At 41.3% G+C, this 26,085-nt stretch carries 18 protein-coding genes; 1 reads left to right on the top strand and 17 read right to left on the bottom strand.

Annotated elements, in window-relative coordinates; genetic code table 11:
• Nucleotides 1-16 precede the first annotated feature (16 nt).
• The 14 genes from AB840_RS08785 to AB840_RS08720 are packed head-to-tail and all read right to left on the bottom strand — an operon-like array spanning nt 17 to nt 14,823.
• Nucleotides 17-757 carry a hypothetical protein gene (locus tag AB840_RS08785; RefSeq protein ID WP_048514465.1) on the bottom strand — a complete coding sequence of 247 codons (741 nt, stop codon included), beginning with the start codon at nt 755-757 and terminating at the stop codon, nt 17-19.
• Nucleotides 744-1,286, bottom strand: coding sequence for a S26 family signal peptidase (locus AB840_RS08780; protein WP_048514464.1), 543 nt, complete (start codon nt 1,284-1,286; stop codon nt 744-746). Before AB840_RS08780 ends, AB840_RS08785 begins: the two co-directional genes overlap by 14 nt.
• A complete protein-coding gene (locus AB840_RS08775) occupies nt 1,273-3,081 on the bottom strand; it encodes a transglycosylase SLT domain-containing protein (protein WP_048514463.1) in 1,809 nt (602 codons plus the stop codon). The genes AB840_RS08780 and AB840_RS08775 overlap by 14 nt, the downstream gene beginning before the upstream one ends.
• Nucleotides 3,082-3,090: 9 nt before the next feature.
• A complete protein-coding gene (gene trbL, locus AB840_RS08770) occupies nt 3,091-4,212 on the bottom strand; it encodes a P-type conjugative transfer protein TrbL (RefSeq protein WP_048514462.1) in 1,122 nt (373 codons plus the stop codon).
• A 4-nt stretch (nt 4,213-4,216) separates the two neighbouring features.
• Nucleotides 4,217-5,035: a type IV secretion system protein gene (locus AB840_RS08765; protein WP_200809967.1), complete on the bottom strand. Its 819-nt coding sequence runs from the start codon at nt 5,033-5,035 to the stop codon at nt 4,217-4,219.
• Nucleotides 5,036-5,085: 50 nt separating this feature from the next.
• Nucleotides 5,086-7,575, bottom strand: coding sequence for a VirB4 family type IV secretion/conjugal transfer ATPase (locus tag AB840_RS08760; RefSeq protein ID WP_200809968.1), 2,490 nt, complete (start codon nt 7,573-7,575; stop codon nt 5,086-5,088).
• A gap of 12 nt (nt 7,576-7,587) precedes the next feature.
• The gene (locus tag AB840_RS08755; RefSeq protein WP_048514460.1) at nt 7,588-7,857 is read right to left on the bottom strand and encodes a VirB3 family type IV secretion system protein; all 270 of its coding nucleotides are present in this window, start codon (nt 7,855-7,857) and stop codon (nt 7,588-7,590) included.
• Nucleotides 7,854-8,240, bottom strand: coding sequence for a TrbC/VirB2 family protein (locus tag AB840_RS08750; RefSeq protein WP_072061806.1), 387 nt, complete (start codon nt 8,238-8,240; stop codon nt 7,854-7,856). Before AB840_RS08750 ends, AB840_RS08755 begins: the two co-directional genes overlap by 4 nt.
• Before the next feature lie 14 nt (nt 8,241-8,254).
• Nucleotides 8,255-9,235 (bottom strand): ATPase, T2SS/T4P/T4SS family, encoded by a 981-nt coding sequence (locus tag AB840_RS08745; RefSeq protein WP_048514459.1) that lies wholly within the window; start codon nt 9,233-9,235, stop codon nt 8,255-8,257.
• Nucleotides 9,222-9,620 (bottom strand): hypothetical protein, encoded by a 399-nt coding sequence (locus tag AB840_RS08740; protein ID WP_048514458.1) that lies wholly within the window; start codon nt 9,618-9,620, stop codon nt 9,222-9,224. The genes AB840_RS08745 and AB840_RS08740 overlap by 14 nt, the downstream gene beginning before the upstream one ends.
• Nucleotides 9,621-9,643: 23 nt before the next feature.
• A complete protein-coding gene (locus tag AB840_RS08735; RefSeq protein ID WP_072061805.1) occupies nt 9,644-11,959 on the bottom strand; it encodes a type IV secretory system conjugative DNA transfer family protein in 2,316 nt (771 codons plus the stop codon).
• On the bottom strand, nt 11,952-13,268 hold the full coding sequence (locus AB840_RS08730) for a TraB/TrbI/VirB10 family type IV secretion system protein (RefSeq protein ID WP_048514456.1): 1,317 nt from the start codon (nt 13,266-13,268) through the stop codon (nt 11,952-11,954). The genes AB840_RS08735 and AB840_RS08730 overlap by 8 nt, the downstream gene beginning before the upstream one ends.
• Nucleotides 13,265-14,113 (bottom strand): TrbG/VirB9 family P-type conjugative transfer protein, encoded by an 849-nt coding sequence (locus AB840_RS08725; RefSeq protein ID WP_048514455.1) that lies wholly within the window; start codon nt 14,111-14,113, stop codon nt 13,265-13,267. The genes AB840_RS08730 and AB840_RS08725 overlap by 4 nt, the downstream gene beginning before the upstream one ends.
• Nucleotides 14,114-14,118: 5 nt before the next feature.
• The gene (locus tag AB840_RS08720) at nt 14,119-14,823 is read right to left on the bottom strand and encodes a VirB8 family type IV secretion system protein (RefSeq protein ID WP_048514454.1); all 705 of its coding nucleotides are present in this window, start codon (nt 14,821-14,823) and stop codon (nt 14,119-14,121) included.
• A gap of 386 nt (nt 14,824-15,209) precedes the next feature.
• Between AB840_RS08720 and AB840_RS08710 the strand changes: the two genes are divergently transcribed.
• Complete coding sequence (locus AB840_RS08710; RefSeq protein ID WP_082146007.1) at nt 15,210-17,282, top strand: MobA/MobL family protein; 2,073 nt, start codon at nt 15,210-15,212, stop codon at nt 17,280-17,282.
• Nucleotides 17,283-17,295: 13 nt separating this feature from the next.
• Here AB840_RS08710 and AB840_RS08705 read toward each other — a convergent pair whose 3' ends face one another.
• The 3 genes from AB840_RS08705 to AB840_RS08695 all read right to left on the bottom strand — a co-directional run bounded on the left by AB840_RS08705 (nt 17,296) and on the right by AB840_RS08695 (nt 25,203).
• Nucleotides 17,296-23,397 (bottom strand): AAA family ATPase, encoded by a 6,102-nt coding sequence (locus AB840_RS08705; RefSeq protein ID WP_048514451.1) that lies wholly within the window; start codon nt 23,395-23,397, stop codon nt 17,296-17,298.
• A gap of 42 nt (nt 23,398-23,439) precedes the next feature.
• The gene (locus AB840_RS08700; protein WP_048514450.1) at nt 23,440-23,976 is read right to left on the bottom strand and encodes a hypothetical protein; all 537 of its coding nucleotides are present in this window, start codon (nt 23,974-23,976) and stop codon (nt 23,440-23,442) included.
• Nucleotides 23,977-24,279: 303 nt separating this feature from the next.
• Nucleotides 24,280-25,203 (bottom strand): PDDEXK nuclease domain-containing protein, encoded by a 924-nt coding sequence (locus AB840_RS08695; protein WP_078791760.1) that lies wholly within the window; start codon nt 25,201-25,203, stop codon nt 24,280-24,282.
• Nucleotides 25,204-26,085: the final 882 nt, after the last annotated feature.

Here is a 26,085-nt window from a genome sequence, read left to right as displayed (position 1 = left end):
AATGCCCTGCTCTTTTTCATTCCCCATACTTCATAAAACCAAGGCTTTTCGTTTGCACTACCCGTTTTTGCACATCATATTCGTTTGGATGGTAGGGATCATAGCCGTAAAACTCCCCATCTCTGGCTTTTTCCCGTTCTATGCGATTGGCCGTATATTCTGCTTCCTGCATAGTCACTTGCTTCATAAATTCTGAGCCCTTGACTTCTGCCTGATAAATACTCTCTAACACCTCAAAAACCGCTATTGCATTCTTTTTTTGCTGTTCACCCAAAAGACCATCTGTTTTAACATTTAAAATTTCATTCTGTGCAGTATTACGAAGTTGCTGGTTTTGAAAGACTTTTTGTGCAGTATTAGCAACATCCTGATTCACATTTTCCAAGCTGGTATAGAGAAACATTTCATACGACTCATCATTATCTGCTTTTTCTTTGACCTCCCGAAAAACTGCATCCAGCTCTGCTGAACTTTTTCCTGTTGGCATATTGCCAATTCCCTGCACAGCCTTGAAAACACTTTGCAAATCAGAATTCAGACCCGTAATCATCAAGATTCTGTTATTCAAATTTTCTAAGGTATTCTGCACCGTACCAATAGCCCGTTCTGTTTCTTTTACGCTATCAGCAAAACGTTTGGTATCAAAAACTTCTGCCCCCGGATATAACAAATCTCCCCACCATGCCTGTGCAATCATAGAAGACCCGCTAAACATTGCAATAACAGAAACAACAATCGCTGTTTTACGAATTTTCATTTGGCATCACCGCCTTTATAAAACAAGTAAATGGTTCATACGGCAAAAACAGATCTACTTTCTTTACAATCAAAGCCTTGGGAATCGGACCAAAATACCGGGAATCAAAGGAAAGCTCCATATCGTTTAACAGCAGCATTTCACCTTCTGGCACTTTCCTTTCTCCAACTGCTAACTCTGGCAAGCCTTCCTGATGAAAAATCTTATACGCTTCCCCTCTAATCTCTAAGGCATCATTAAAAACCGTATATTCATCGCCTGAAAATCCCCGAGCCTGCTTTAACATCAAAAAACCTTTTTCCACATGAAGCTTTGGCACATCTACCGGCAACGATACGATGACATAATCTCCATAATGCAAATTCTGGTTAAGTGACACCATGTAAATTCCCCTTGGCGCAGAATCCGTAACATTGATATAAAATAGTTTTCCAGCAAACATTTTTGCCAGAGTTGCCAGTCCTATCAGCAAAAACATACCTATCATGAACACTTTAAGTTTTTTCTGCTCACATTTAAGAAAGTTCATAACGACCTCCCAAGGCATTCATTATGGACTTCGGCACACGGAAGGTTAATATCGCTAAACCTATTAAAGATAAGCAGAGCAGCACATATTTTGACATAGCTTCCGCTGTGATCCCATTATTCACGGTATAGGTTCCTGACAAATTCCGATTGACCTGATTCACATAATCCTGCGCCCAACCAGGAAGTGGTTCATTCTTAGAAAGACTATTAGGCCCACCGTTATAAGCGGCTAAGGCATAGTTCCAATCGCCAAACTGCTCATAGAGCCCCTGCATATATTTTGCTGAAGCTTCTAAATTCTGTTCCGGATTAAAGGGATCATAACAACCAAGTCCGGCTGCAGTAGACGGCATAAGTTGTCCTAGACCTTCGGCACCGACTTCACTGACCGCCTGCGGATTCCAGCTGCTTTCTGCCTGAATCTGTGCCAAGAAAAGCGTAACGGGAATGTTATATTTTTGCGCTTTTTCTGTAGCTATGCTCACTAAGTCTGCCGGTCCGGAAACACTACCTGATCCCGTTTGTGTGACTGCCGGTGTTTTCATGGTAAAAAGATCCTGCGGCTTGGCATCCTTGATGCAAAAAACGCAAAGCCCAACCATCACGGACAAAATCATGAGCTTTATGGTTGTAGATACCAGATGTCCCAGACTACCTTCTGCCACGAATTTTGTAAAACCTAAAGTTGCAAATGGTCCCGTGCAAAGCACCACTGAAGCAGAAAGATAGAATTCGATATATACAAGCATGATGTAACAGGACAAGAAGAAAAATACTCCCATGGTCAAAAAGGTAATGAGATAAATCGGCAGGATTGTTCCAAAGTTTCGTACAAAATCCATCGAACCAAATGACGCGATTTTATTAAGTCCCGGCGTGATCATATACACGCATTTTTGCATTAAAAGCTGTGGCTGTGACACATTGTCGGCAATCACCGTTGGATCTTTGATAAACGTGCCTGATACCGAACTGACAAAGCTCAGAAAAAAATTGTTGATAATATTTTGCCAGCTGGTGAAGATCAAAAACATAAAGCCATATTTAAAAGTTTTCGTAATCACTTGATTTAGCGAAGTTTCAAGCCCGGCTACAAGTATCGGCAGTGTCAAATCAATGACCGCCAAAACAAATAACAGCGCCAGTCCTGCCGTCTGCAGTCCGTTATACCCTTTTGATAAAGCCTTTACCATTTGTTTCATCAGTTGATTTAAGGAATCTCCCAGCTGATACATGGCTTCCACGCCCCAAGGCAACGAAATATTGTCACTTCCCCGTTGTCCAGCACCTGGATTTACACTTCCATCACCGCTAAGATTGACGCCCAACGCTATCAGTCTGGAATAGGGATCAATCACGGGTCCCGTATAATAACCGGACGGCCAGTATTCTATATGACAATGCGCCCCGGTCGATGTGCCAAGATCTCCATCATAAGCATCGCCACCGGTATAACCAATGACAGTACCTTCTGATATGGTTCCATCCGGACAAATTAAGGTATCCGGATTGCAATCTCCAAAAAGAAGTGATTCTCCATTTTCTCCGGTAATAAGCACCCAATAAATAAAGCCATTGCCTGCGCCATGTTCGACAGTGCCATTAAACGGTGCCAAGATAGGTGTTCCAGACGAAGTGCCAACATCGAGCCCTTTATGTGTATGTCCCATATGATTTTCTTCACCAAAAGGAGCCGTTACTTCGCCTCCACTAAATGGCGCTGCTGCAAAAGCGGAAGACATGCTTAGTAATAGAAAAAAGCCTATCACCACACAAATTTGTTTTATCTTCATAAGCACACCCTACTTGCTGCCATAATCATTGCGGTTTCTCTGTGCTTCTTCAAATGCTCTGCCTGACCGAAGATTTTTATAATCTTCATGATGGTTAATAGCATTATTTGCACCACGCATTAAGGATCTGCCAATTGTGCTGTTAGCAAATTTTTGCCGCATCATGGTTTTCGCAAAATTACCAGAAAGAGATCCACCATGATCTGCCTGACTGCTTCGAGCCGCATTCATGGTTGCTCTTGCATTGCCATAGGTAAAAGCAGCTTTTGCTACACCACCACTCGCACCAGCAACGACAGTTGTTCCAACGGATCTTGCTCCGCTAATCGCAGCTCCGGCATCCATGGAAGGTTGTCCATTCATCATACTGGCTGCCAGATTGGGAAGCTGCCAAGTAAGAAAGGCCATAGCGGCATAAGATAAGGACATTCGGAGCATCGTTGCAAAAGATTCCGTTGCCGGAATTACTTTTACATCCCCGGCCAGCGAATTAAATAATCCCAGCAGGAAATACATCACCATCAGTTTTATGCCAAAACTGAAAACAGCAGATACGACCCGTTGAAACAAAAAGGACGTATAGCGAATGGTTCCAAAAGGCAATAAGATCACGCCAATAGAAGCAAATACGTTGAACTCAATCTTTGTTAGCAGAATCTGCAATGTAATAAAAAAGAAAGCGCCTAATGTAATAACCGTAGACAGTAAGTACATAAAGCATTTCCCTAGCCCACCATTACTCATAATGCTTGTCTCGTTAAACGCTTTTAATAGACCGCCAACAACCTCAAAACCTTGTTCTAACACTTTACTCGGCGCAATCCAATCCCCTGATGGTGTCACTCCGGCAGCCGTTAATCCGGCATACTGGAAGGAAACTAAGATAGCTGAATTGATTTTATCCCATTGCAAAATGAGGAAAAGAAAAAATCCTACCTTCATCACCCGGCTAATCACGGCGGACATCCGAAGTTCTGCGCTATAGAGCGTCCAGGTTGTACAAATATCAATCACGGCTAAAACAGAAACGAGCTGCCATGCATAGGGCTGCAAAGCTAAAAAACCCGTAATGCTGTGCAGCTCAAAAAACTTCAGTAATTCCGTCAAAAAGTCACTGCTTGAAAAATCCATGCATTCACCACCTTACATTGCCATACGTTTGCCATGGATCATCAAGTATTGGTACAGTTTTCGTTACTTCCTGTTTCATTTTTGTAAGTGCTGCATCTTCTGCTTGTATCGCAGCATTTACAACGGCTTGATGATTCTGCTTTTCTAGCACCTCTGCCTGATTTTTTATTACTTGATTTTGTGCCGTTAATGCTTGAAGTGTTGTATGAATACTATCTATATGTGCTTTTTCTGCCGCAATTTCGTTGGCAAGCTGCTGCACCTGTTTGCTGCCTGTTGGCGCTTTATTTTGCTCCAAAAGATCTGACAGCCGCTTTTTAGATAGATCAAGCTCCGTCATGAGCTGATGGTATGCCGTTACGTCATCCCGATTTCGCATGGATAAAACTTCTTGCAAAGTCGTTTTCACATTTTGCTCAGCCAAAGAAGTTTGCGCATAGGCATCTACTGCGATCTTAGGAAATGTATTTTGCCAATATTGATTCCATGCAGCAGTTTCCGTAAAAAAGCCTGACTTTTTCATGGCTGTATTGATAGAGGCCACGCTGCTATTCAAAGCATCTTTATAACTATCTAAAACTGTTTCCGGAAGAGCCTCCAGTTCCTTCAGTTGCAAAGTAATTTGCTGGGCTGTATTTGTCACAACCTGAAGCGTCTCTGTATAGGTTTTAATCTGCTGCAGAATATTTTCCGTATCAATGACCGGAATAGACGCTTGCGCAGTCATGGGTAATGCCAGCAAAAAGGTCCCAACAAGTCCCATCGTAAAGCTTTTACGAACATCCACCATCTGAATTTCTCCTCTCCTTCGCAGGGTGTCCATAATGGACCCCCTGTATTTTTCTGCAACAAGGTGTCCATTATGGACACCTTTTAAGCATTTTGCAAATAACGATCCCTGTAATCCTGCCATTCTTCTGCATAGCCTTTATATTCAAACCATTTTTGGATAAAGTTTTCCCGGCCATGCTCTGCTAAAATCCGATTCATTGCCTGCTGATCCTGCTTAGCCGTAGCTGTAACAAAAGGGATTTCGGCAGGCTGCAGCGCAAGCCGAAAAATACGGTTCCCTTTTTCTGAGGAGTAGTAATAATCTTGTTTCGGTGTCATGCTGGCAATGATATCGATTTGCTTATCATTGCAGTCAAAAATCTTATAAAGTTCCCTGTTTTGCGCGGTTCGGGCATTCTTATTTGCCAGATAAATCCGATTCGGACAATTATCCATTACCGTATTTAAAAGCTCTGGTTTATTGGCTAAATCCGAAAGATTTTGTGTTGCAAAAATGATCGATGTATTCTTTTTCCGCATGTCCTTGAAGTACTCTCGAAGCTTTTGTTTAAAGGCTTCATTGTCAAAAAAAAGCCAGCACTCGTCGAGCAAGATTAGCGAAGGGCCAACTGCATCCTTTAAGCGTGATTCAATTCGATGGAATAAATAATCCAGCGCCGCTGGCACTATTGCTGGTGTGCTCATGAGTGTTTCCATTTCATACACCTGCCATCGCCCTTTGCCTGAAACATCCTTGGTATTATCAAATAGCTTGCCATAGCTGCCTTTCATGGTAAGTGGAATCAAGGCCTGTCGAATTTCTTGATCTTGTACCATTTCACAAAACGTAGAAATCGATCTCTGCTCCTCTGGAAATTCTTTTAGTGAGCGAAGTGCTTTCCACACAAAATTATCCTTGGCCGGAGTAATTTCTATATTTTTTTGCTTTAAATATGCTAAGATCCATTCTTTCGCCCATTTGATTTCTTGTTCATCATCAATTCGTGCCAATGGTTGAAAAGATAACTCTCCTGCACCTTCTGCTGCAATGTTATAAAAATTACCATCAACCGCGAGTGTTAGCGCTCGGCTGGAAGCTGCCTTATCAAAAATGAAGACATTGCTATCCGGATATTTCAAAAAATGTGCTTCCAAGGTATTAAGCAGTACAGACTTTCCGCTACCGGAAGGTCCACAAATCATCGTGTGCCCTACATCACCTACATGAAGAGATAACCGAAACGGAGTAAAGCCATTCGTATCTGTGTAGAGCAGCACAGGCCCCATTAAGTATTCATTCCTTCTGTCTCCAGGCCATATCGATGTGACCGGGGCAAGGTGACAAAAATTTAAGCTGTTGACGATGGGACGACGAATATTCGCCCGGTAACAGCCCGGAATCGATCCCCACCATGCTTCCATGCTATTGTCCGTTTCGATATATCCGCAATGCCCTAACGAATTCACGGCTTCCAATATCCGATTTGCTTTATCCGTACATCGATCCCTATTATCGTCGGAAACCATCATCGTCATGGTGTAATAGCCGTAACTTACAGCATCTTGTCCAAGTTCCTGCATGGCAACACTGACATCATCTTTGTTCATGACCGCTGTTTCATCAATGGCATCATTGAGTTTTTCCTTTAAAACCGCCTCGCGAACCTGCGTCCAAAAGCTCTTAATCTGCTGGTTCCAGCGCATTAAGAAATTCTTCAGTTCTTCCATAGCATCCATTTTGGATAAGCAAATATAGCGAGATACCCAGCGATATTCAATGTCCATATTGTTAAATACATCAAATACTCCCGGTGTAGACATTGGTGGAAAATCTAAAATTGTAACTAGCTTAATGTGTTTTTCTCCGAGCTTCATTTCCCGACCGCCAAGCACATCCGTATCACAGATATAATCTGTAATGTACTTATCATGATTTACTTTCACAGGGAACCGTTTATCTGAAATATTGGAGTGCAAATAGCTTAATGCTCCAGACGCATCGAGTGTCTTAATATCCGGGAACCAATTCTGCAGCATATTCCCGATAAGATTTACGTTACTGATAAACTTTTCAACCGTTTCGCAATACACCCGCATATCGGCCTTATTCTGTCCTTTGTTTTTGGCATCAGCAATAAAAGCATCTGTAATGCGCGACTTTAAAAGTTGCGGTGGTTCACAGTAGACAATGAAGTAATAACTGGTTTCAAAGTGCTTCTGACCGGCATAATAACCGGCTCTTTCGTCCTCCATTTTTTGCACAATGGGGATATCGATCTTTGCTGCATTATACTTACTGGCAAGATGACGCTGGGCCTCAAAATATAAGACATAGCCTGTTGGTAGCGTTTTGATAACATTATTTACAGCAGCGTTATACTGCATAAGTTCTAGCGGTGTAGAGCTATCCATATCCGGCCCACGAAACTCATAAACGGCCATCATGGAATGATCTTTCCCATGAACGATTCCTGTTTTCTCATCCACAAAAGCCCAAGGCAAAAGATAGGGTAGCCGTGCTTTTTCGTGAAAAACGCCGACTTGCTGTGAAAATTTTGCTGTGAGTTTTTTCTTTAAAAAGGACAACAACACGCCTCACCTCCTTTAGCGATAATAATAAGATTTATGACTTTTTCCTTGCCAAAACACTTGATGGAATTGCGGGTCCTGCTGTCCAAGATGACGGAATAAATAATGAGCTGCCACTGCCACAAAAAGTACGGTCCATGTTTTCATGAAGATCCCGCCTAATACCGCAAACAAGATTTCTGCAATAAATAAATTTCGTGGCACTCCCATCCAATACAACGGTTTTACCAAAGAGCGATGAATGGGAATTTCATACCCTTCCGGCAATTCTTCTTTTTGACTCATGGCGTAACTCCTGCGATAGTAAGCCCTCCTGCCGAAGTCTGCAGATAAGTCATAAAGTTTGGTGCAAACAGGCAAATGGAAACAGCCAAAATGAGCACAATAAACTTTTGTGTGCCGCCTCCGGCATGACCGGAAAAGAGCGCGATAGCAGCCCCGGCAATTCCCATGGCTCCCAAAGTCATCGGCAAAGGCCCTGTCAATTGATCCGCTAGCGAGTTAAAAAATTTCATCCAAGGCCAAGTAATGCCTTCGACACGATCACCACTGACTGTACTGGCAAAAGCCTTAGTAGATAGGCTGCTCAAAACTAACATAGCAGCTATAGACTTTTCCAATGTTTTGTTCCTGATTTTTTCAAACAAACGATTTTTCTTTAGATTCATAGGAAATCGCCTCCTCAATTCTTCTCTACATGATGCAAAATATATTGGTCCTTCAAACTGTCATAGGACTTAACTTCAATGATGTCATTGACTACCCGGCTTTTCTTGCCATCACCAAGTTCCACATGTGAAATGAAAATTACTACATCAATCGCTTCGCCAATGAGCTCCTTTATGTCCCCCGACGCATCCGGATCTTCCTGTGCCAGTGACTTAATACGAGTCAGACCTTCTTCAGCACCATTGGCATGAACGGTACAAACACCGCCTTCATGCCCCGTATTCCAAGCTTTGAGCATAGTATAAGCAGCACCATCGCGAACCTCTCCGACAACAATCCGATCTGGGGACCGGCGCATGCAATCGGCTAATAGTCGCGTCATATTATATTTGATCCCGCCTTGCCCTGTATCTTGTTTGGTAAACATGGGGCTATAGTCATCTGCTGGGCATTGCAGTTCTGGCAAATCTTCTAGACTAATAATCCGATGATACGGGGATATTTGAGCAATGGCTGCTAAGATGGCATTGAGAAAAGTTGTTTTGCCAGTGCCGGTACCACCAACAATCAAAATATTCTTTCTTGCGGCAATGGCTTTTTCAATATAGTTTTTATAACTCTGGCACAGCACATTATTTAGAACGTAGTCCTCCAGATAAAAGATTTTCAGGGCTTTTTTCCGGATGTTCATCTGCGGATTGCGCACAATTGGCGGGATTTCTCCTTGGAATCGTGCCCCATAGCCTGCAATTTCTGCGGAAATCGAAGGAATGTCTTCATTGACGATTTTTCCGACCTGCCCGGCAACCAGTTCAATAATGGCCTGAATTTTTTCAGGTTCCAAAAAGATATTAGACTTTACCTTCCCTTCCTCATTTGACTGATAACGGATAAGACCATCGTCATTGTTATAAATTTCCGTAATGTCAGGCCGCTTCATCAGATCCACAACAGCAGCACCGAGCATTACATCTAGATTTTTATTCTCTGCCATAACTGCTCACTTCCGAACTCAATTCATTCTGCTCAATTGGATTTCCCATACCCACCTCTTCTTCTGTGGGTTCCTCAAAATCCTGAATGCCGTGCTTTGCCGCAAAATCGTTATAAAGTGCAATATAGCGATTAATAGCCACTGTGCTTTCCATACCTTCGATTTTTTCCTTAGCATCCAAAACAGCACCAACTAAAAGCACTGTTTTATCCATAGGAAAGCCTGTTTTTTTGATGGTTTGCGCAATAAAATCCAGCCGCTGAACCTCAATTTCTTTTTTGGTTCGTTTCATCTCCTGCCGAATTTTTGCCATCGTCTCTTCTTGCTTTTGCTGCAAAAAACTAAATTTTTTCTCTAACCGATGAAGGGTTTTTGTTCCTGCCATGCTTCACATCCTCTCTTCCCTGCTTATGGCTCTTGATATTCATAAGAAAACTCCTTGGCTTTTTCCTTTTGTCGTTTTTCTTCCGCTACAGTTGCTAATAAACGATCTCGCTCTGGATACGGATTATTCCGGATAAGGTCGCTGGCTGCAGGAGCATCCATTAGTTTTTTCAGGAAAAATCCGTTTTCATAATACTTGACCTTGTCCGTCAGCACCGGTGGACTTCCACTTGCCACAATGATTTCCCGATCTCCCATTCGTTTGATTTCATCTGCCGTCATCAAAGCTCTAGCAGTTTCCGACTTCGAATAATTCTTATTGGATAACCAGCCGCTGCTTGAAACGCTTTCCACGGTAATCGTCTTGTTGCCAAGAAGTGACTCCGTGTATTTTCCAGTATCGTTGTCATTCGGTGCATAAAATATCTGTAAATGGCAGTTCATCAGGATCTGATTATCCTTGCCGTAAATGCCATTAATTTGTGGTAATCCCTGATTGATCAAAAATGCTTTCATGCCATACCCTGCGATATACGAAAGCGTAGCCGCAAAAGACTGCAGATTTCCTAGCGAGGAGAATTCATCCATCAAAAAGAGGCATTTATGCTTGTATAAGGTTTTTGCCTGTCCATTCTCATAGGTACCAATCCGTTTCGCATGATGCTTTACCATCATTTCAAAGAACAGGCGGAATATTGGTGCCAACCGCAAAAGGTCAGAAGGCGGCGTTACCAAGTAAAGGGATACCGGCTTTTTGTAATTCATAAGGTCATCAATGCAAAAATCACTGACGGATGTGTTTTTCGCAAGTGTCGGATCAAGATATTCCTTCAGTGCTGTATTGGCCGTGGAAACAATGCTACCACACTCGTTGTCCGGTTTTGATAGGATCTCAACAAAGTTTTGATAAATGATGGGATGCACGTTTGGCATGTAGTCAAGTGACATTGCATCCGGATAAATATCTTTCATATCTTCTGGCGTAAAATGCCGTTTCAAATACGATTCACTAAATTTATCCCATTCCACCAGCTCAATGCCTTCATCTGGCACATGCTCAAAGGTCTGCAGCGCTTTCAGCGTATCCAAAAATCCTTTTGCATTTACCTTTTGCACCAGTTGCCCATCCAGATCTTCCATGACTGGATTGCCATCTTTATCAAATTCCGGAACGATATTTGCCTTCATAAAAGCGGCCACCGTATAAAGGTTCGGCACATGCGGATAATGCTCCGGATCACTATAATGCGCATACATCAAGTGCAAAATTACAACCGTAATGACCGTTGCCGCATTGGCTCCCCAGTGATCAAGGCTTGCTTTCCCTTCATAATTTGCCAAAATATACGCCAAGTTCTGTGCTGCCGGAACTTCAGCTGCCGTTCCAATCGGAATTTCCTCTAATGGATTCCAGCGGGCCGAACTACCGTCAAGTGCTGTCGGTTCAAACTTGATAACCATATGCCCCATTCGCTTTCTATACCCTGCCGTAACGCCCCAGTTTTCACTTTTAATATCATTGACGATGACGCTTGACCTCCAACCACCAAGAAGTGTTGGAATAATAAGCCCTACGCCCTTACCAGAACGTGTCGGCGCAATGACCGCCAAGTGCTTATTCGAATTATCCCGCAGATAAAAATGCGGGCAGGAAATATAAAGCTGCAGCAACTTTTTATATAGACAAACCCAAGGATATACCGTATAAAAATCATATTTTTGCGGCTCATATTTCGGCGAATGCTCGATCTTGTTTTGCAAGACCTGCAGTCGTTTTTCTAAATTTCGCCGTGATGCAAGTTCGTCTTCTGGAATTTCTTCTAACTGATTCTGCACTAGGACCAGCTGATTGCTTATGCGATCCATTTTCTTGTCCAGACGCTTATCAAAATCCATCTCTGCAAAAGAGACCTTTTCCTGTTTGATCTTTTCGACCGAGCGAAGAAGGGAAGTAAACTTTCGCGTAAGTGCATTATCATAGAGCCCTACAACTACGCCACTAGCTGAAATCAAATCCATGCCTAAAATATCCTTGTACTCGCCCCAATGCGCACTGCCATGAGAATCTAAGCGGCGCGGTGGCTGCAAAAGGAATAAGAGTAACAACCCGACAAGAAAGCCCCCATAAATATAGATGTACGTCTGCTTGAATAAATCTGGCATATAGGAATGGAAATGTTGAAACCAGCTGAAATATTTCCATGGATAATAATAAAGCTGCCCATTCATTTGAAACGGTGCTCCGAGTAAAGGATCGTATTGTACCAAAGCGGCCAGCTTTTGTGTTGCCGTCCATAAACCAACAAAGGCTGGCATCAAAAAGAAAAATAACCTAATCACGATATGCGCCTATGGCTAAATCCTGATTGACAAAAATACTGAACTGGAAGCCCGGTTCAATCTCAATCGTTGGATTCACATTGGCATCCTTATCCATGAGCTTCTGCCCTGTTTGAAGAATGGATGCAACGGCTCCAGAAACAGCTTCCTGACCAGGACTTCGGCTATCACTACCAGAGGTATTTCCTGTTAAGCTTTGCGCTGCTGCGCTAAGGAGTGTACTGAAAAAGGCAGTTTGATACAACTTACCGCGATGCTCATTGTATTTATCCATCAATCCCGGATAACCGGTACCGTCAATTGCCTGTTGATTGGGAAGCGTCAGTGATGCACCATTTGGCAAAATAATACGTTTAAAAACTACACTAATTCTCTGATTTCCTAGGCCGCCAGCAGCACCCGTTGTTCCAATAATCCGACTGCCCTGTGGAATCAGTAAATGTGTTCCGGTAAGGCTGTCGTAAATATTTTGCCGAACCTGCGCTACAACATCACCATTCGGAACGTCACTTGTTACACCCGTGAGAAGCGTTGCCTGAATCACTGCTCCAGCATTTAAAACATAACTTCCCATATCCTGCGGTTCATCATCGGAAAAGGAGTAAGCTACCTGCGACACTGGCATTTTTGATGTGCCTGTCACTGCCGTAGAAATTGGTGTAAATTCTGGTGTCTGTCCTTGCGAAACAGCAGCTGCAATTTTGAAAGCCAATGCACTGCTATTAATAGCCTGTTGTACCTTTGCTGCTTTTTCCTCTTCCGCTGCTGCATTGTCCCGATAACTACTATTCGAAGATGCTGCTACAGGCGTTGCTGGAACATAGGTAGCAGAAGCGGGGCGACTGGTTGTTGTACTAGCTGCCTGGTATGAATTCTGCGCTCTGTTTGGTGAGTTTGTCACCTGCCCACCTTGCCCCCCATTGCTGTTTAGATCATTCCCTTTATTTTTCTGATACTTGCCAATCTCCGAATACTTATCCGGCAACTGTTCTGCTGGTGTTGCGGCAGTTGCAACGCTCTGTCTAGAAAGCGGCTTATCTGCCTTTTCCTTTGTTCCAAAAAACGTATTACTAGCAGCTGCCGTGATCGCACAAAGAAGGACGGCTCCACCAGTGACCATAATGGCCTTTTTCTTTAAGGTTTTCGCCCGACTTTCCGGATTATCGTCATCCGAAAAATCTATTTCACCACTCTCCCCTATCTCTTTTTCTTCTTTTTCATCAAGTGTTTCAATTTTTTCATTTTCCTCTTCTTCAAAATCCTCATCCCGCTTTTTATGAAACAGGCCTTTTACCTTGTCAAATATCACTGTGCATCACCACCCGCTAAAAGTTTTAGTAGACCAGCTTCTTCTTTTTTCGGATAAATATCTACATAGACATTGGCAGAATAATAGAGTCTAGCATGCGTAAACACACGATCCGCAATGAAATAGGCCCCATGAATCCGGTAATTGACGAGCGTCAATTTTTCTTTATCTGTCCTTTCCACATTGTAAAGAACCGGCAAATCATATTTATTAGACTTTGGCATCTGAATGTAGGTCCGTGTCCCATCGTCAAAAACCTTCAGAGGAAATAAAGCCGCATCTGCTTTTTTGCTACCCTTGGTTTCATAGGAATAGTTCATCGTTTTGGCTACATAACGACCATTCACTTTCTCTGTAAAAACATCTAGAAATTCTTTCTCTTCCCGATTTTGATAAACTTCCGTACTTGCCAATTTCCGATACATTTCTTCCTGATAGTCCCATGAAATGACAGGATTATATGTATCCGTCGATGATACCGCCAAACGATAAGAACGCTTATCCGTATTGATGATAAAATTTGTGCTGATATCCGCAAACTTTGGCTTTACATAAACATGAACGGTATTATCTACATTGGCCGTCTCAATGTTCCAGCGCTCTGTATCCCCGGCCAAGACTCCCACTAACTTTTCATTCGGATGCAAAGAAATATCCGACACGTGCCCAAGCTGTACATACACTTGATACACACTGCCTTCGTTATAGTCATACATCAGTTTAGATGCAGAAACATAAGCATCTTCTGTTGTATAAAAGGCTTTCTGTTCAGCAAGAGCAATCAGGCTGGATGAATACATCGAAACCGCTACAGCTACCGCGATAAAAATTTTACGATGGTTCAAAGCGATCACTCCTTACTTTCATTTTCTTTACTGATGGCTAAATCTTTAATTTTTAGGCCCAATGGATTAATGAGTAATTCTTCTTCTTTGCTCTGCGGTTCAATAGCAACCGAAAAGAGCGCAACATAGCTGACTTTTCTCCCTGTTGTATTACCACTGATGGCATATTCCTCTTCAATCCAGCGAACCTGATAGGTTGAATTTGATCCCGGCTGCAATTGAATAGAACGGATCTGCGGCTGCACCGTCATGCGGCCAAGGAGCCCCACCGGATTATCTTTTGATACGATTGCATTTATTTTCTGTGCCGCTTCCTGCGTCATAAAATGCCGGGAGCGATTCCAATTGTTTTTATATTGGACCGGATCAAGCGGAATCGTTCTTGTGTCAGCAATGAATTGAGCTAAAAAGGTTTTGATTTCGGCCTCCTGTGGTTTATAGTTCGTTGCCTTTAATTGCCCGCCAGTTTCTACCTGCCCCGTGGCATTGTCCACGCGAACGACATACGTCTTATAATTTGCTGTTGTTGCAATGAAAATAATGGAAAGCACACAGATGATCAAAAGCACGAGATACAGCAAGTTCCTTTTTTTCGCCACATCTTTATCCAATGCCAAATTATATAAATCACTTTGGAACGTGCCTGCAGCCTTTCGGTCAAATACCTCTGTCGGTTCTCCTTTTGGGAAAAATTTCGTTTGAGATTCCATATATTCCACCTCCTTTACGGTGAAATATTATCACTATTTTAATAAAAAGTAAATAATATTATTTGTACAAATAAAGCTAAAATAAAGCATTTAATCGAACTATTTTACCCAGATACCAATAATTTTTATTTTACAATCCAGTATAAAAATCATATAATATAAGCAGTAAAATGAATCGACGGCGAAAGGCAAAACCCATAATGCGCATTTACACAAAACTCTAGCGAGCTTTGTTGCGCCACCCTCCAGCTGGACCGGATTGCTGCCTCCGGCAGACGGCTTTGCCGTGCTTCGTTTTCCTTCGGAACAACGAACCGAAAAATTTTTACAAATTTTAAAAAGAAAAAGCAGCCCCGAAAGATCCGGGACTGCCAACGGTGAACAATATGGCCCATTACTATTTTGAAAATACACCGCACGGCACACGAAAGAACGGCACCAAGCTAAACACAAAAACACATTACGACTATATTTTCCGCGAAGGCGAATACGCTCATATGGAAAATCGCGAAGAAGATCTAGCCTTCACGTCTTACGGAAATATGCCAAGCTGGGCTGATCATCCGGGAATGTTTTGGGAAGAAACAGACGCCCACCGTGATAAACCAGATGGCCGCGCTTATCGGGAATTTCGTTTTGCCCTGCAGGAAGAATTTACCCTTGCCGAAAATATGGAGCTTGTTGAGCAACTTTTAAAAGAAACCGGCATCAAGGATCACCATGCCTATTCCTACGCCATTCATGATAAAGCTGCTACGTTTGATAAAGGCCATCGAAACATTCACTGTCATCTGATGTTCAATGAAAAAATTATCGAACGCGACCGGCCACTTTCTTCTGATAAATTTTTCAACCACTACGCTGTTAATCGCGCCGGTGAAGCAACGCAAGGCTATCGCTCATCCAGAGAATTCATTACCAAAGAAATGACTCTTCATTTACGGAAACGCTGGGCTGAAATGGTTAATGAAAAATTTCAAGAGAAAGGCCTTTCCACTTTTATCAGTGAAAAGACCTTAAATGTCCAACGTGAAGAACTGGTTTTATCCGGAAAAAATGAGGAGGCTGAACTGCTCAATCGAACCCCTGCCCCACACCTTGGCAGCGCTTATCGAAATCCGGTAGTTATGCAAAGAATTATAGACCAATTTGCGCAAACAGATCACGAATCAGATTGCCCAGAAAATGCTGAAGAAACAGACATTTCTTCTCTTTCTTCTAAAGAACAAAATATCTTAGTTTTTGCTAATGATGTTTTACTCCGCCAAGTCGCCCGGCAAATACAACAGGAACGCCTGCGGCTGCAAAAAGAACAAGATGCAGAAAGAGCAAAAATTGAAGCAGTAGAAATCATGGAAGAACCGCTCATTATAAGTATTGGCGATGTATATTCTTATCTTGAAGAAACAGCCTCTACTTACCGAACGCTAGCTGATGATAAATTAGCTGCCTATAAAGCCTTGAAACCACAGATTCTTAACGATCAACAATTACGACTTGCTGCACAGGATAAGGCCTTCAATCACCAGTATGATAAAACCCGCAAAGCCTATGCAAAAACTGCCAAGAAATTAAATCGTATAAAAGAACTGGCTACATCGCTCTATGGTATTCCTGCTAAAACGCATGAACTGGCCGAATGCAGCAAAAAAATCAAGCTGCTTACCGAAGAAAGAAATGTTCTTGGTAAACAGCTTAATAATTATCGCCGCGCTATTGATGACGATGCCAAAGAAAAGATTGATGATATTTTTAAAACGTTACAGCATGAAAACACGGAAAAGCAGCTTCAAAGTAAACGCCTCTACGCCGAATATCTTTCAATCAAAAAACAGGCTGATAAATACATTGAAACTGCACAAAAACTTAGCACGGAAAACATGGATACGATACTTTTCACCGATAAGCTTCCGGCAATATTAAATCGCAAATGTAAAATTGACGGTATCCAGCCTATTTCTAAACTCAAAATCTTGGTTTATAAGGGTGATTCCTACGCCCTTCTAGAGCAGCTTCCGCCTCCGGTAAATTCAGATAAAAGTATAGACAATAGCTATACAGTGACTGCCGTAAAACTTGGCGACAATATAAGCCGTGGCACTGTTCCAAAATATGAACTTCATGTGATGACGAACAACAATAAGTGGAAAATCCAAAAGACTTCTATTCCGATCAAAAATGATTCTACACCTGAAATTGTACGACTCTATACTCCCCATGAATCAAGGCAAAAAAATGCAGCTTCACAGAAGAATTTAGCAAGACATTCTCATCCTATTTTGCAGGTTGCCCACAGTCACCAAAAGAAAATAATTTCATCTCATATTTCCACCCTTGCTAAAAAGCTTATTTCAAAAGAAAAGGACATCCATTTGGACGCACTTTGGAACGACGAATCTGAAGTCAAAGACAAGGCAAAAAATGCTGAAGATAAGATCTATCAAGGATGGACTTTATGATCTTCAGTGACACCTAGTTCAAATGATACAGTACGTAGCGCCTTGAATAACGTCTTTCATCAGGCTCTCTACGGTGAATAGACTTGAAATACTCTCGCTTTTCATTAATACTAATACACAATAATTTGTGATAACGACGACAGATCTCAATTAGGAGGTCTTGACGTACTTGCAATCTAAGGCCAAATGACAATTTATCTCGTGTATAGCACTCATCCTGGTAGCCTTCTTGCCAAACTTCATATCTGGCAACAACTTCACCATTTCTGATAAGGTTTAACCCTTCAAACGTCAGATTGAAATCCTTTATGATGAAAGATGCCAAAGTGCATACACTCCAGTATCCCAAAAAAGCCAAAGGATTTTCGTGCTCAGCGATAAGCGGAATAGGCTCGTCAAGATTGTTTAACACGCTTCGCCCTCTACCAGTTAGTTCCGTCTGTGCCTGCTTAATGGTAACAGCCATTGAGTCAGGCAGAATTCGCTCGGTCCATAATTCAAGTTCATTCAACCGATGATAACCACCATATACCTGCTGTGGCACTAAAAATCCTTTCAAAGAGATTTCCTGTTTATAGGGTACATTATATACTTCGTCCTGGGCCATTATCCGCCTCTCAAATACAGTTATCCACTCGTCACTTCCACCTTGGTTTCTTGTATTTCTAATTTCCAAATCTTTGTCAGTCCCAAGTTCGTTGAACCACCTTTCTTTGTCATGAACATTTATCGGCTTAATGTCTAGTGGACGCGGTAATACACCATGAAATATGTATTCCGGATCAGTAGGTTGAATTGTCCACCAAAGCCAATTAATCTGTTCTTTACTCAACTTCTGCTTTATAGCAAATTCATCAAGTATACTCCAAAGAGCTTCTGTAGCAAGTTCCTGAAATTCAGTTGTAACCCAGACAACAGGCCATCCCTGCGGATGGACATGACCATACCAATCATCTTTAACTCGAACTCGTTCATCATCTATAGACCACCCCTGAGCAGTTAGTCGTTCTTCAATCGCAGCTACAAGATTCCCTGGAAATATTCCAAGAATTTTTTCTAACGCCTCTAATTTCTTAGAGAAATCGAATAGAGTATTCCGTTTTAAAAATTGTCTGAATATCGGGGTAGGGCAAGCTGGAAGGGAAAACAATGAACACATATCAGCAGAGTAATTCTGCTCAAGACGCTGGACTGAATTGACAACGGAAGCCTCAAGAGGAGAAACTTTCCCTACACAGTGCAGAATTCGCAAAACGGTTTGGCGGCAGAAAAAGTTCTCCCTCTCAAGAAATTGGACAAATACCAGCTGTTGTGGTGCCAGTTGTTTGGGAGATACAATAGCAAGACAGTAAAATACTGTCATTAGACGATGCAGCAGCCTTCCTGAAGCGGATACCAGCCTGGTAATAAACTCAGGTATTACTTCATCAGGCCTAGCAATTGCCAACCTTACCATTGCTCTAATTAGCCTTTCACCATAATCAATCTCAGAGGTCTCCAACTCATCCACGACAAAATTAAGAATGATCTGATTAGTATCGACTTCCGTTTCTATATAAGCTTTCAGCCAATCATAGTCTTCTTTTTTAGGTAATTGATCAAACATACTTTCACAATGCTTGAGGAATTCATCGAATACCTCATTAAGCATTTGAGGTTCATCTAACACATCCAACCCCGAAGCCGCAATGGGTGGTGTATTATCACCACAGCCGGCCCCATTGGCCGTTTCATAGCATTCTTTTAGGACAAACTTCTTTGCCATTTGCTTGTCTCTTACCGCTACGGCCGATAAGTATTTTGTATTATCGCGCCACCGAGACCAGCCTCCATAACAGGCATAAGCCATTCCAAAGCATACTATGGCATTACTATGGTCTCCAAATTCCATGAAGCGTTCAGCTAATTGTTCATTTATAGTTGCATCCTGCCAACGACCTTCAGATTCAGCATATTCCTTGATTTGGATGAGATCGTTCAATGACTGGGAAGCCATTATGTGATGTCTTAAAATGTTATTTACCAGATCACGTTCGTAGAAATGCTCATTCTGATTTTTCAACTTATTAATCGTATCTAAAAAATCACCAAATGCTACTTGGCATTTCTCAGCTATGCCTTCAATGGTTATTCTTTCACCATCTAGATTGAACTCGGATGGCTGTTTTGCTAATACTTCAGGTTTATCACCATTTTTAATATTAGCATTAATTGAGATGCCTTTTTCTTCCTTGAGTTCATTTGGCCAGTGCCTAGGCGTAATTTCTGTTAGTATAAAGCAATTAAAACGGTATTCGAACTCTCGGTACACTTCTGCGGAGCAAAATTCATGTGCCAAATTGACGATATGTTGTTTGGTTCCCATAATTTGCTTACAGTGTGCGCCATCTTCACTATCATGATTGGTAAATATCTCGGTGAGAAACCATAGATATTCAAGGTCGCCACCCGTCGCCCCGAGAAGATAAGCCGCAAGGCAATTCTGCATTTTCCATCTTGCTTTGTTCTTAGAAAAAACTATGAGTAGATCCAATGCAGCCTGCCTATTGACCTTTAGAACAGACTCGAAGGCCATCTGTAGAAACCATTTAGTCTCCCTGCCATCGGTAAGATGCGGCATCCAATCCACCATTAATAACACACGAGCACACCGCTCAAGTGCATGTGCAGGTTGACGCTGGTTGATAAGATCAAGAACATCGATTAAGTATGAAAGAGTGACATCCTTATGATAGCCGTATATTAGTGACGAGCGTATGCCATAATGTAGCCACGTGTCAGCATCATCACGCATCCCGCACTTAGCCATAATAGTTGCAAGCCAAATGAAATGATCCGAGCGTGTCCCCCCTTTCAGTAAGGTCGATTTTTCATAGGTTTCAGCACAGCTTTTCAAAATTGGAGCAAGTCTGGTTGATACCTGCGGAATTCTTGCAAGAATTTCCCAAATCCGAAGTTCAAAATCATAATCTTGGCGGGATTCCCCTATTCCGTAATGTGTGGTCCAAAGTAAAGAGTCACGTAAGTTGCCTAATCTTTTGACCCATTCGTCTAGATGTTCTGGAAAGCATTTCTGTACCTGCTCAGTTAAAAGACTAATAGATAGTTGCATAACGTCTCTAATTAGATCAATCGACTCAGCAATTCTTTCTCCATCTCCTTGTTCGGCTTGAACAAGGATGTTTATACTCTGTTGTGCTTCTTCATACCAGTTATGATCAGTGCCTCTAAACGACTTTCCAATACAGTGACATGCCATGAGTAAATGTCTAAGAGCCGAGTTCCAAAGTGTTCGATCTATACCAACAGAAGCGATCAGATTTTTATAGGCTTCCTCATTGCCCTCGTAGGCAACAATAGTGAAAGCATATACACAGCGTCTCAGCATCGGATCGCTTCGGGGAATATAGTCTGGCGCCGAAATTCTCGGTGCTTCAATATGACCTGCAATAGCAGTAACTTCGGAAACAGGCATACCTACCTTGGCCGCATAAAATGCAAGCTCAACATTATTTGAAGGCTGTTCCTGCTCCCAATACTCGGACACAACAGTACGTAGTTCATTAATTAGATTATGGCGGGCAAAAGCGCGAATTAAAAGATATTTCACCAATCTGCTTGGGAATATTCTTTTCACTCGCTTGAGCCGATTCCACTTGTCTGTAAAACCGAATTTAACTAGTGTATCGATATAAGCATCTAAATGTGGAATATAGGCTGAGACATATATGTCCTGTTCCTCCAAAATCCCAGGAGAAAAATTGAACTGCGCAAGCCATCGTAGTGGCCGTGCCTGCTTGTCCTCATAAATTCCTAGGCATCGTGCTAACCCAATAACTTGCAACCTTTCATCATCTGCGTTATCGGAATCAACACCTCGAAATTCATTTATAAAAACATCAAAAAGTTGCCGTCCAAGCTCGAATTTTCCTACTTCGGCCAGTCTATACATAACCGCAAGCGAAGTATGGCTTTCTACAAGCCAGTGATTTGCTTCTGGTGAATAAGCAAAGGTGATTACATCCTGTTCCCTCCCCAAAGCAAGAAGAGCATCCGCTAACCGGACTCGATTAAGGTTGTATTCAAGCCGCTCACCAGTTCTATATTTCAATACCCCAAGTCGACTTAGTTGAACAATATCTTTCTGATTGAATGCTGCCTCAACGGCCCAGTGTATAGCATCTAGGATTTCCGAAGATGGTCTACAATGTAGTAATGCACGATCCACAAATCCTTCGTTCACTTCATTAAGGATATAAAGGTAATCTTCAGCATCATAGCAGCATCTAAAAATATGGTTAAACCAACGGGGAGAGTCTTTATTATCTTTTAAAAATGTACAAATATTAATTTTTATCTCTTTAACCCAATCGTTAGGTACTTGATTAATCACAAATTCACGAAAGCTGTTATGGAACACTGTCAATCTATCTTCTGAATCGCGCAAAAGGTGGCAAATACATTTGTAGGCATTTTCAAAAGCTGACCTATTAAGTGCCGCAATCTTATAAAATTCATCCCTATGTACACTAAAACGCATACAAGCCATTACTACACACAGGTGTTTTGTATCTGCCATACCAACTCTTTCAAATTCCTCCCATAGTAACCCGTAATAATTACGAATATCCCCACCCGAGGCAGGAGTTAAAGAAGCGATAGCGTGTATTAATGATTCACTTGAAATAATAATTTCAGCCGCATACCTCAAATATAGAGGTAGACCTTCACTCTTTTTGTGAAGCTCTACAATGTCTGCATATGTCAGGCCTGAAATACCTCGTTTATTTTCCAAATAATCTCCTGTCTCGGCTTCGGAAAATAGCGGCATCTTAATATGGCTATCCGGACATTCTCTCGCTCGTTTAAGAAAGTGTGGCCACTTGTGCAACTCCTGTGTACCAACAACTATGGTCACACCCTCTGGAACATCTGCGGGCAATGCTGAAATCACCGTTTCCCTGATTTCGCTCTCAAGCCGTTCAGCATGATCCAGCCCATCAAGGAAAATAATGAATCGACGTCCATGATCTACAAAAAACTTGGCTAGTGCGGCAAGACATTCGTGGAAGTTACGTTCACTATAATCAAAACGTCTTTTTAGGACATATGGATATCTCCTTTGGAACTCACTAAGAAGGTTTGCCCGGAGACTCGCAGCCTGAACACGCATTCTTTGAGCATTATCATTAACCCCAACGAAACAGTAATATCTAAACACTTCATAAATAGAACTACTAAGCGCATCGAAGTACATAGTCAGTGAAGTAGATTTCCCACTACCCGGAAACCCTGTAATAATCAGATATCCCCCGTTAATATTCGGTAATACCTCATCAAGTTGTTCTGAAAGAGATTTTTGTTCTACGAAGTGATTCTGGTCAACTGGGAATACTTGAGGGGTAAGCAACTGGCTCTGAAGCCTCTCTAAGAGATTGTCAATAGTTTGGGTGGTAATTGCTTCCCGCGAAAAAATTGCATTGTTCTTTATAGCATTTTTAAGATCTAAAAAAATGCTATCATCTGAAAGCCCCAGTTCCTTGTCGAGAAGAACTGTTCGAATATATTGTTCTATCTCTGACAGGGTCGGCTGTCGTAGTACAAATTTGAAATTTCTCAAGAACTCTGTGAATGAGTCTGTCTCAAGACCTGATATAGAGGCTAATTCCGATCGCAGTTTTTTAGCCTCGCCACGTCGACGTTCCTCTATAACCTCACATGAAAATCTCCCTTCTACATCCACAAGATCAAGGAGAGCACTACTCAAACCTCTGTTTGAACATAAGCACACGGTAAGATTTCGCTCAGGAAAGCGTTGCTTCATAATTTGCCAACTTGCAGCAAATTTTTTGAAACTAACTGGGCTCTCAGGATCGAGTAGATCAGCCGTGTCATAGTTCTCGAGCGAATTTATTGCGTACTTGACTTGATAAGCCGAGATATCGGAGCCTTGAAACATAACGATGTCATCAAGATTTCCAGATTTTTCGTACTCAAGAAACATATCAAAAGGTTTACGATCAATATAAGCTTTTAAAGCTAGTCGCAACGCAATATTGTCCTGGTATTCATCACCTTTTCGTCGCGAACTACCTCTTTTACCTACTTCAGACATCAAATTCCTCCTACATCCACAATACTCAGTTACTGAAAACTCTTACCAATGTTCTAAAACCCTCGCGTGATATTTGGGATTTTCCTCTTCAGCATCAAAAATCACACGATCATCAAGTTGATATTTATCTAGCCATGAGTAATCATCGCTTTCATGATCTGTCCATGAAACAATGAATATTTTTCCAATGTGCCGATGAATACAAAGGTCGTCCAAAATAGCTTCCTTATTCTTCATTTTAAGTACCGAATCGATAGGGTATAATATCGCAAAATCATACTCGTCATACGTTCTTTTCCAAGAACCTACATTAATTGTATCTATAAATAATTTATGATTGCCCAATTTGTAAGGCGTTCCCGTTTGGAATCTGGTTGTAGATTTTCCAAGAAAAGAACTTACATTGTCCATACCATTTGCTCTAAATAATATGGAGGACGGCGATAATACGGATCTCGCTATTTGTTGTAATACCAATTTATGCTTTTCATATTGGTAAGTACCTGTTAACAACAGAATTTTATTTTCTGATTTTAGAAAATCTGTTATTTTTTCAGTTGCCTGCTGCCTATTATTCATAATCTACCTTCCTTTCACAACAAACTTTTGATAAGCATATTACCTCATTTATGAATATCATCGCTATTATCTTCTATATCTCATTTTATCACTTTTTCAAAACATTAACACTTCTTACCATAAAATGAACTTGGAGTCCATAATGGACCCCAAGTTCATTTCTCATAACAAATTACGCCCTCTCAGTGATACGATCTAACTATTGAAAAAATGACAAAAAATCACCTTAATGATATACATGTACAAAAATGAAATAACATTCCCCTTAATTTCTCTGTCTTTCAGATACAGTCAAGCAGGATATTATTTCATTCGGCTCTGAATATCCGCAACAGAAGGTAATTGCTCCTTTAATTCTTCTGGAAGATCACTAGTAACTCTATATTCACTCACACCAATCGGTTTGCTCATATCCTTTAGTGAATATTCAGCAACCAAATCATTTTTGCTCTTACAAAGCAAGAGACCGATGGAAGGATTATCTATTTCTTTTTTTAGCATCCCATCAACTGCTGACAGATAAAAATTTAATTGACCCGCATATTCCGGTTTAAATGCGCCTGTCTTCAACTCAATGACAACATAACAACGAAGGTTCAAATTGTAAAAAAGCAAGTCTATGTAAAAGTCGTCTCCACCAACATTAAGATGATATTGGTTTCCTAAAAATGCAAAACCTTTTCCCAGTTCTAAAAGCAGCCGAGTAACATTTCTGACCAACGCTTCCTCAATATCTCTTTCAATCATATCTTCCTTAAAGGTTATAAAGTCAAAGATATAAGGGTCTTTCATTGTCTGCTGTGCTAACTCACTCTGGGGAGCCGGTAAACGATGATTAAAATTCGAAACCTTATCAGCAAGTACCTGCCGTTCATAAAGCTTGCTCTCGATTTGATGTACCAAAACATTACGTGACCAAGCATTTTCAATGGCTTTTCTCGCATACCATATATGAATATCTCTATCTTTTATTTTATCCAAAAGAGTAATATTTTGATACCATGGTAATTGTGCAAGAACCTCTTGCACAATTACACTATCTGGAAATACCGCTGCAAGCTTGGCCATATATTTTAAATTACGAACAGAATAGCCCTTCGCTGTTGGAAATTCCAGTTTTATGTCCCGTGATAAATTGTCAATAAATTTATTTCCCCATGATTTATACTCATTGATGACCTGACCGATATGATAATACAGCAAGATAAGCGTGCTATTAACACTCAAGACAACGACATTTTATAAAAATTACTCATTCCCTCAAATGGCAAGCTCCCATAATTGTGATATACCTCTATATGATGAACAACTACATCTGCTATACTTCGCAATAGTAGTGCTTGTCACTTTAGCGTTAGCGAATAAGTCAAAAATATTAATAACTTTAAGAAACTATGCTTATTTTAGCGGATAAAGTTATAATAAATATTTCAAAATGCATTTGGGGGTCCATTATGGACCCCCGGCTAAATTATACCGAATATAAAATTTGAAGACTGAACTGCATTTCATTTCAATATACATTTTACCAATCACATTTAGAGTTTCATACGTAAAATAGTTTCGCTCTCTTCTGATTCAAACCATCTCTTTTCCTGCAGTAATAGCTTATAGTGACCGTTCCTTTTCATGATCGAATTATCTACAACTCCTACAAGATTATTATTGAAGGTAGGGACTCCATGAGAAAGAGAAAAGGCCTGCAAGAGTAAGATAAAATACGCCCCCTCAAAGTATGATTTCCAGAGTAAGGAAGGAGCATTCACGCTATCGCATGCATACTCCTTCCTTACTCTGGAAAAGCAATAGTTAAGGGGTAATGGCCTTATAGCGCTTTAGCAAGTAAAGCCACTTATTGAAAGAGCCTATGAAAAAATCTCTGTAAACAAACTTCCACTCGAAGTCATAAGGTCTTCTATGGTACAATCTAATCATAGGAGGACTTTTTATCATGGCAAAACAGCGGAAAGAGATTCACAAGGTTGAAATGACCGATGGGAAGCGGGCTATTATCCAGCAGCTCTTCCAAGAGTATACCATCGAGAAACCAAATGACATCCAAGATGCCCTGAAGGATCTGCTTGGCGGTACCATCAAAGAGATGATGGA

The organism is Megasphaera cerevisiae DSM 20462 (assembly GCF_001045675.1).
Taxonomy (GTDB): domain Bacteria; phylum Bacillota; class Negativicutes; order Veillonellales; family Megasphaeraceae; genus Megasphaera; species Megasphaera cerevisiae.
Note: the sequence above shows the minus strand (reverse complement) of the source record. Positions and strands in the feature narration are given on the sequence as shown.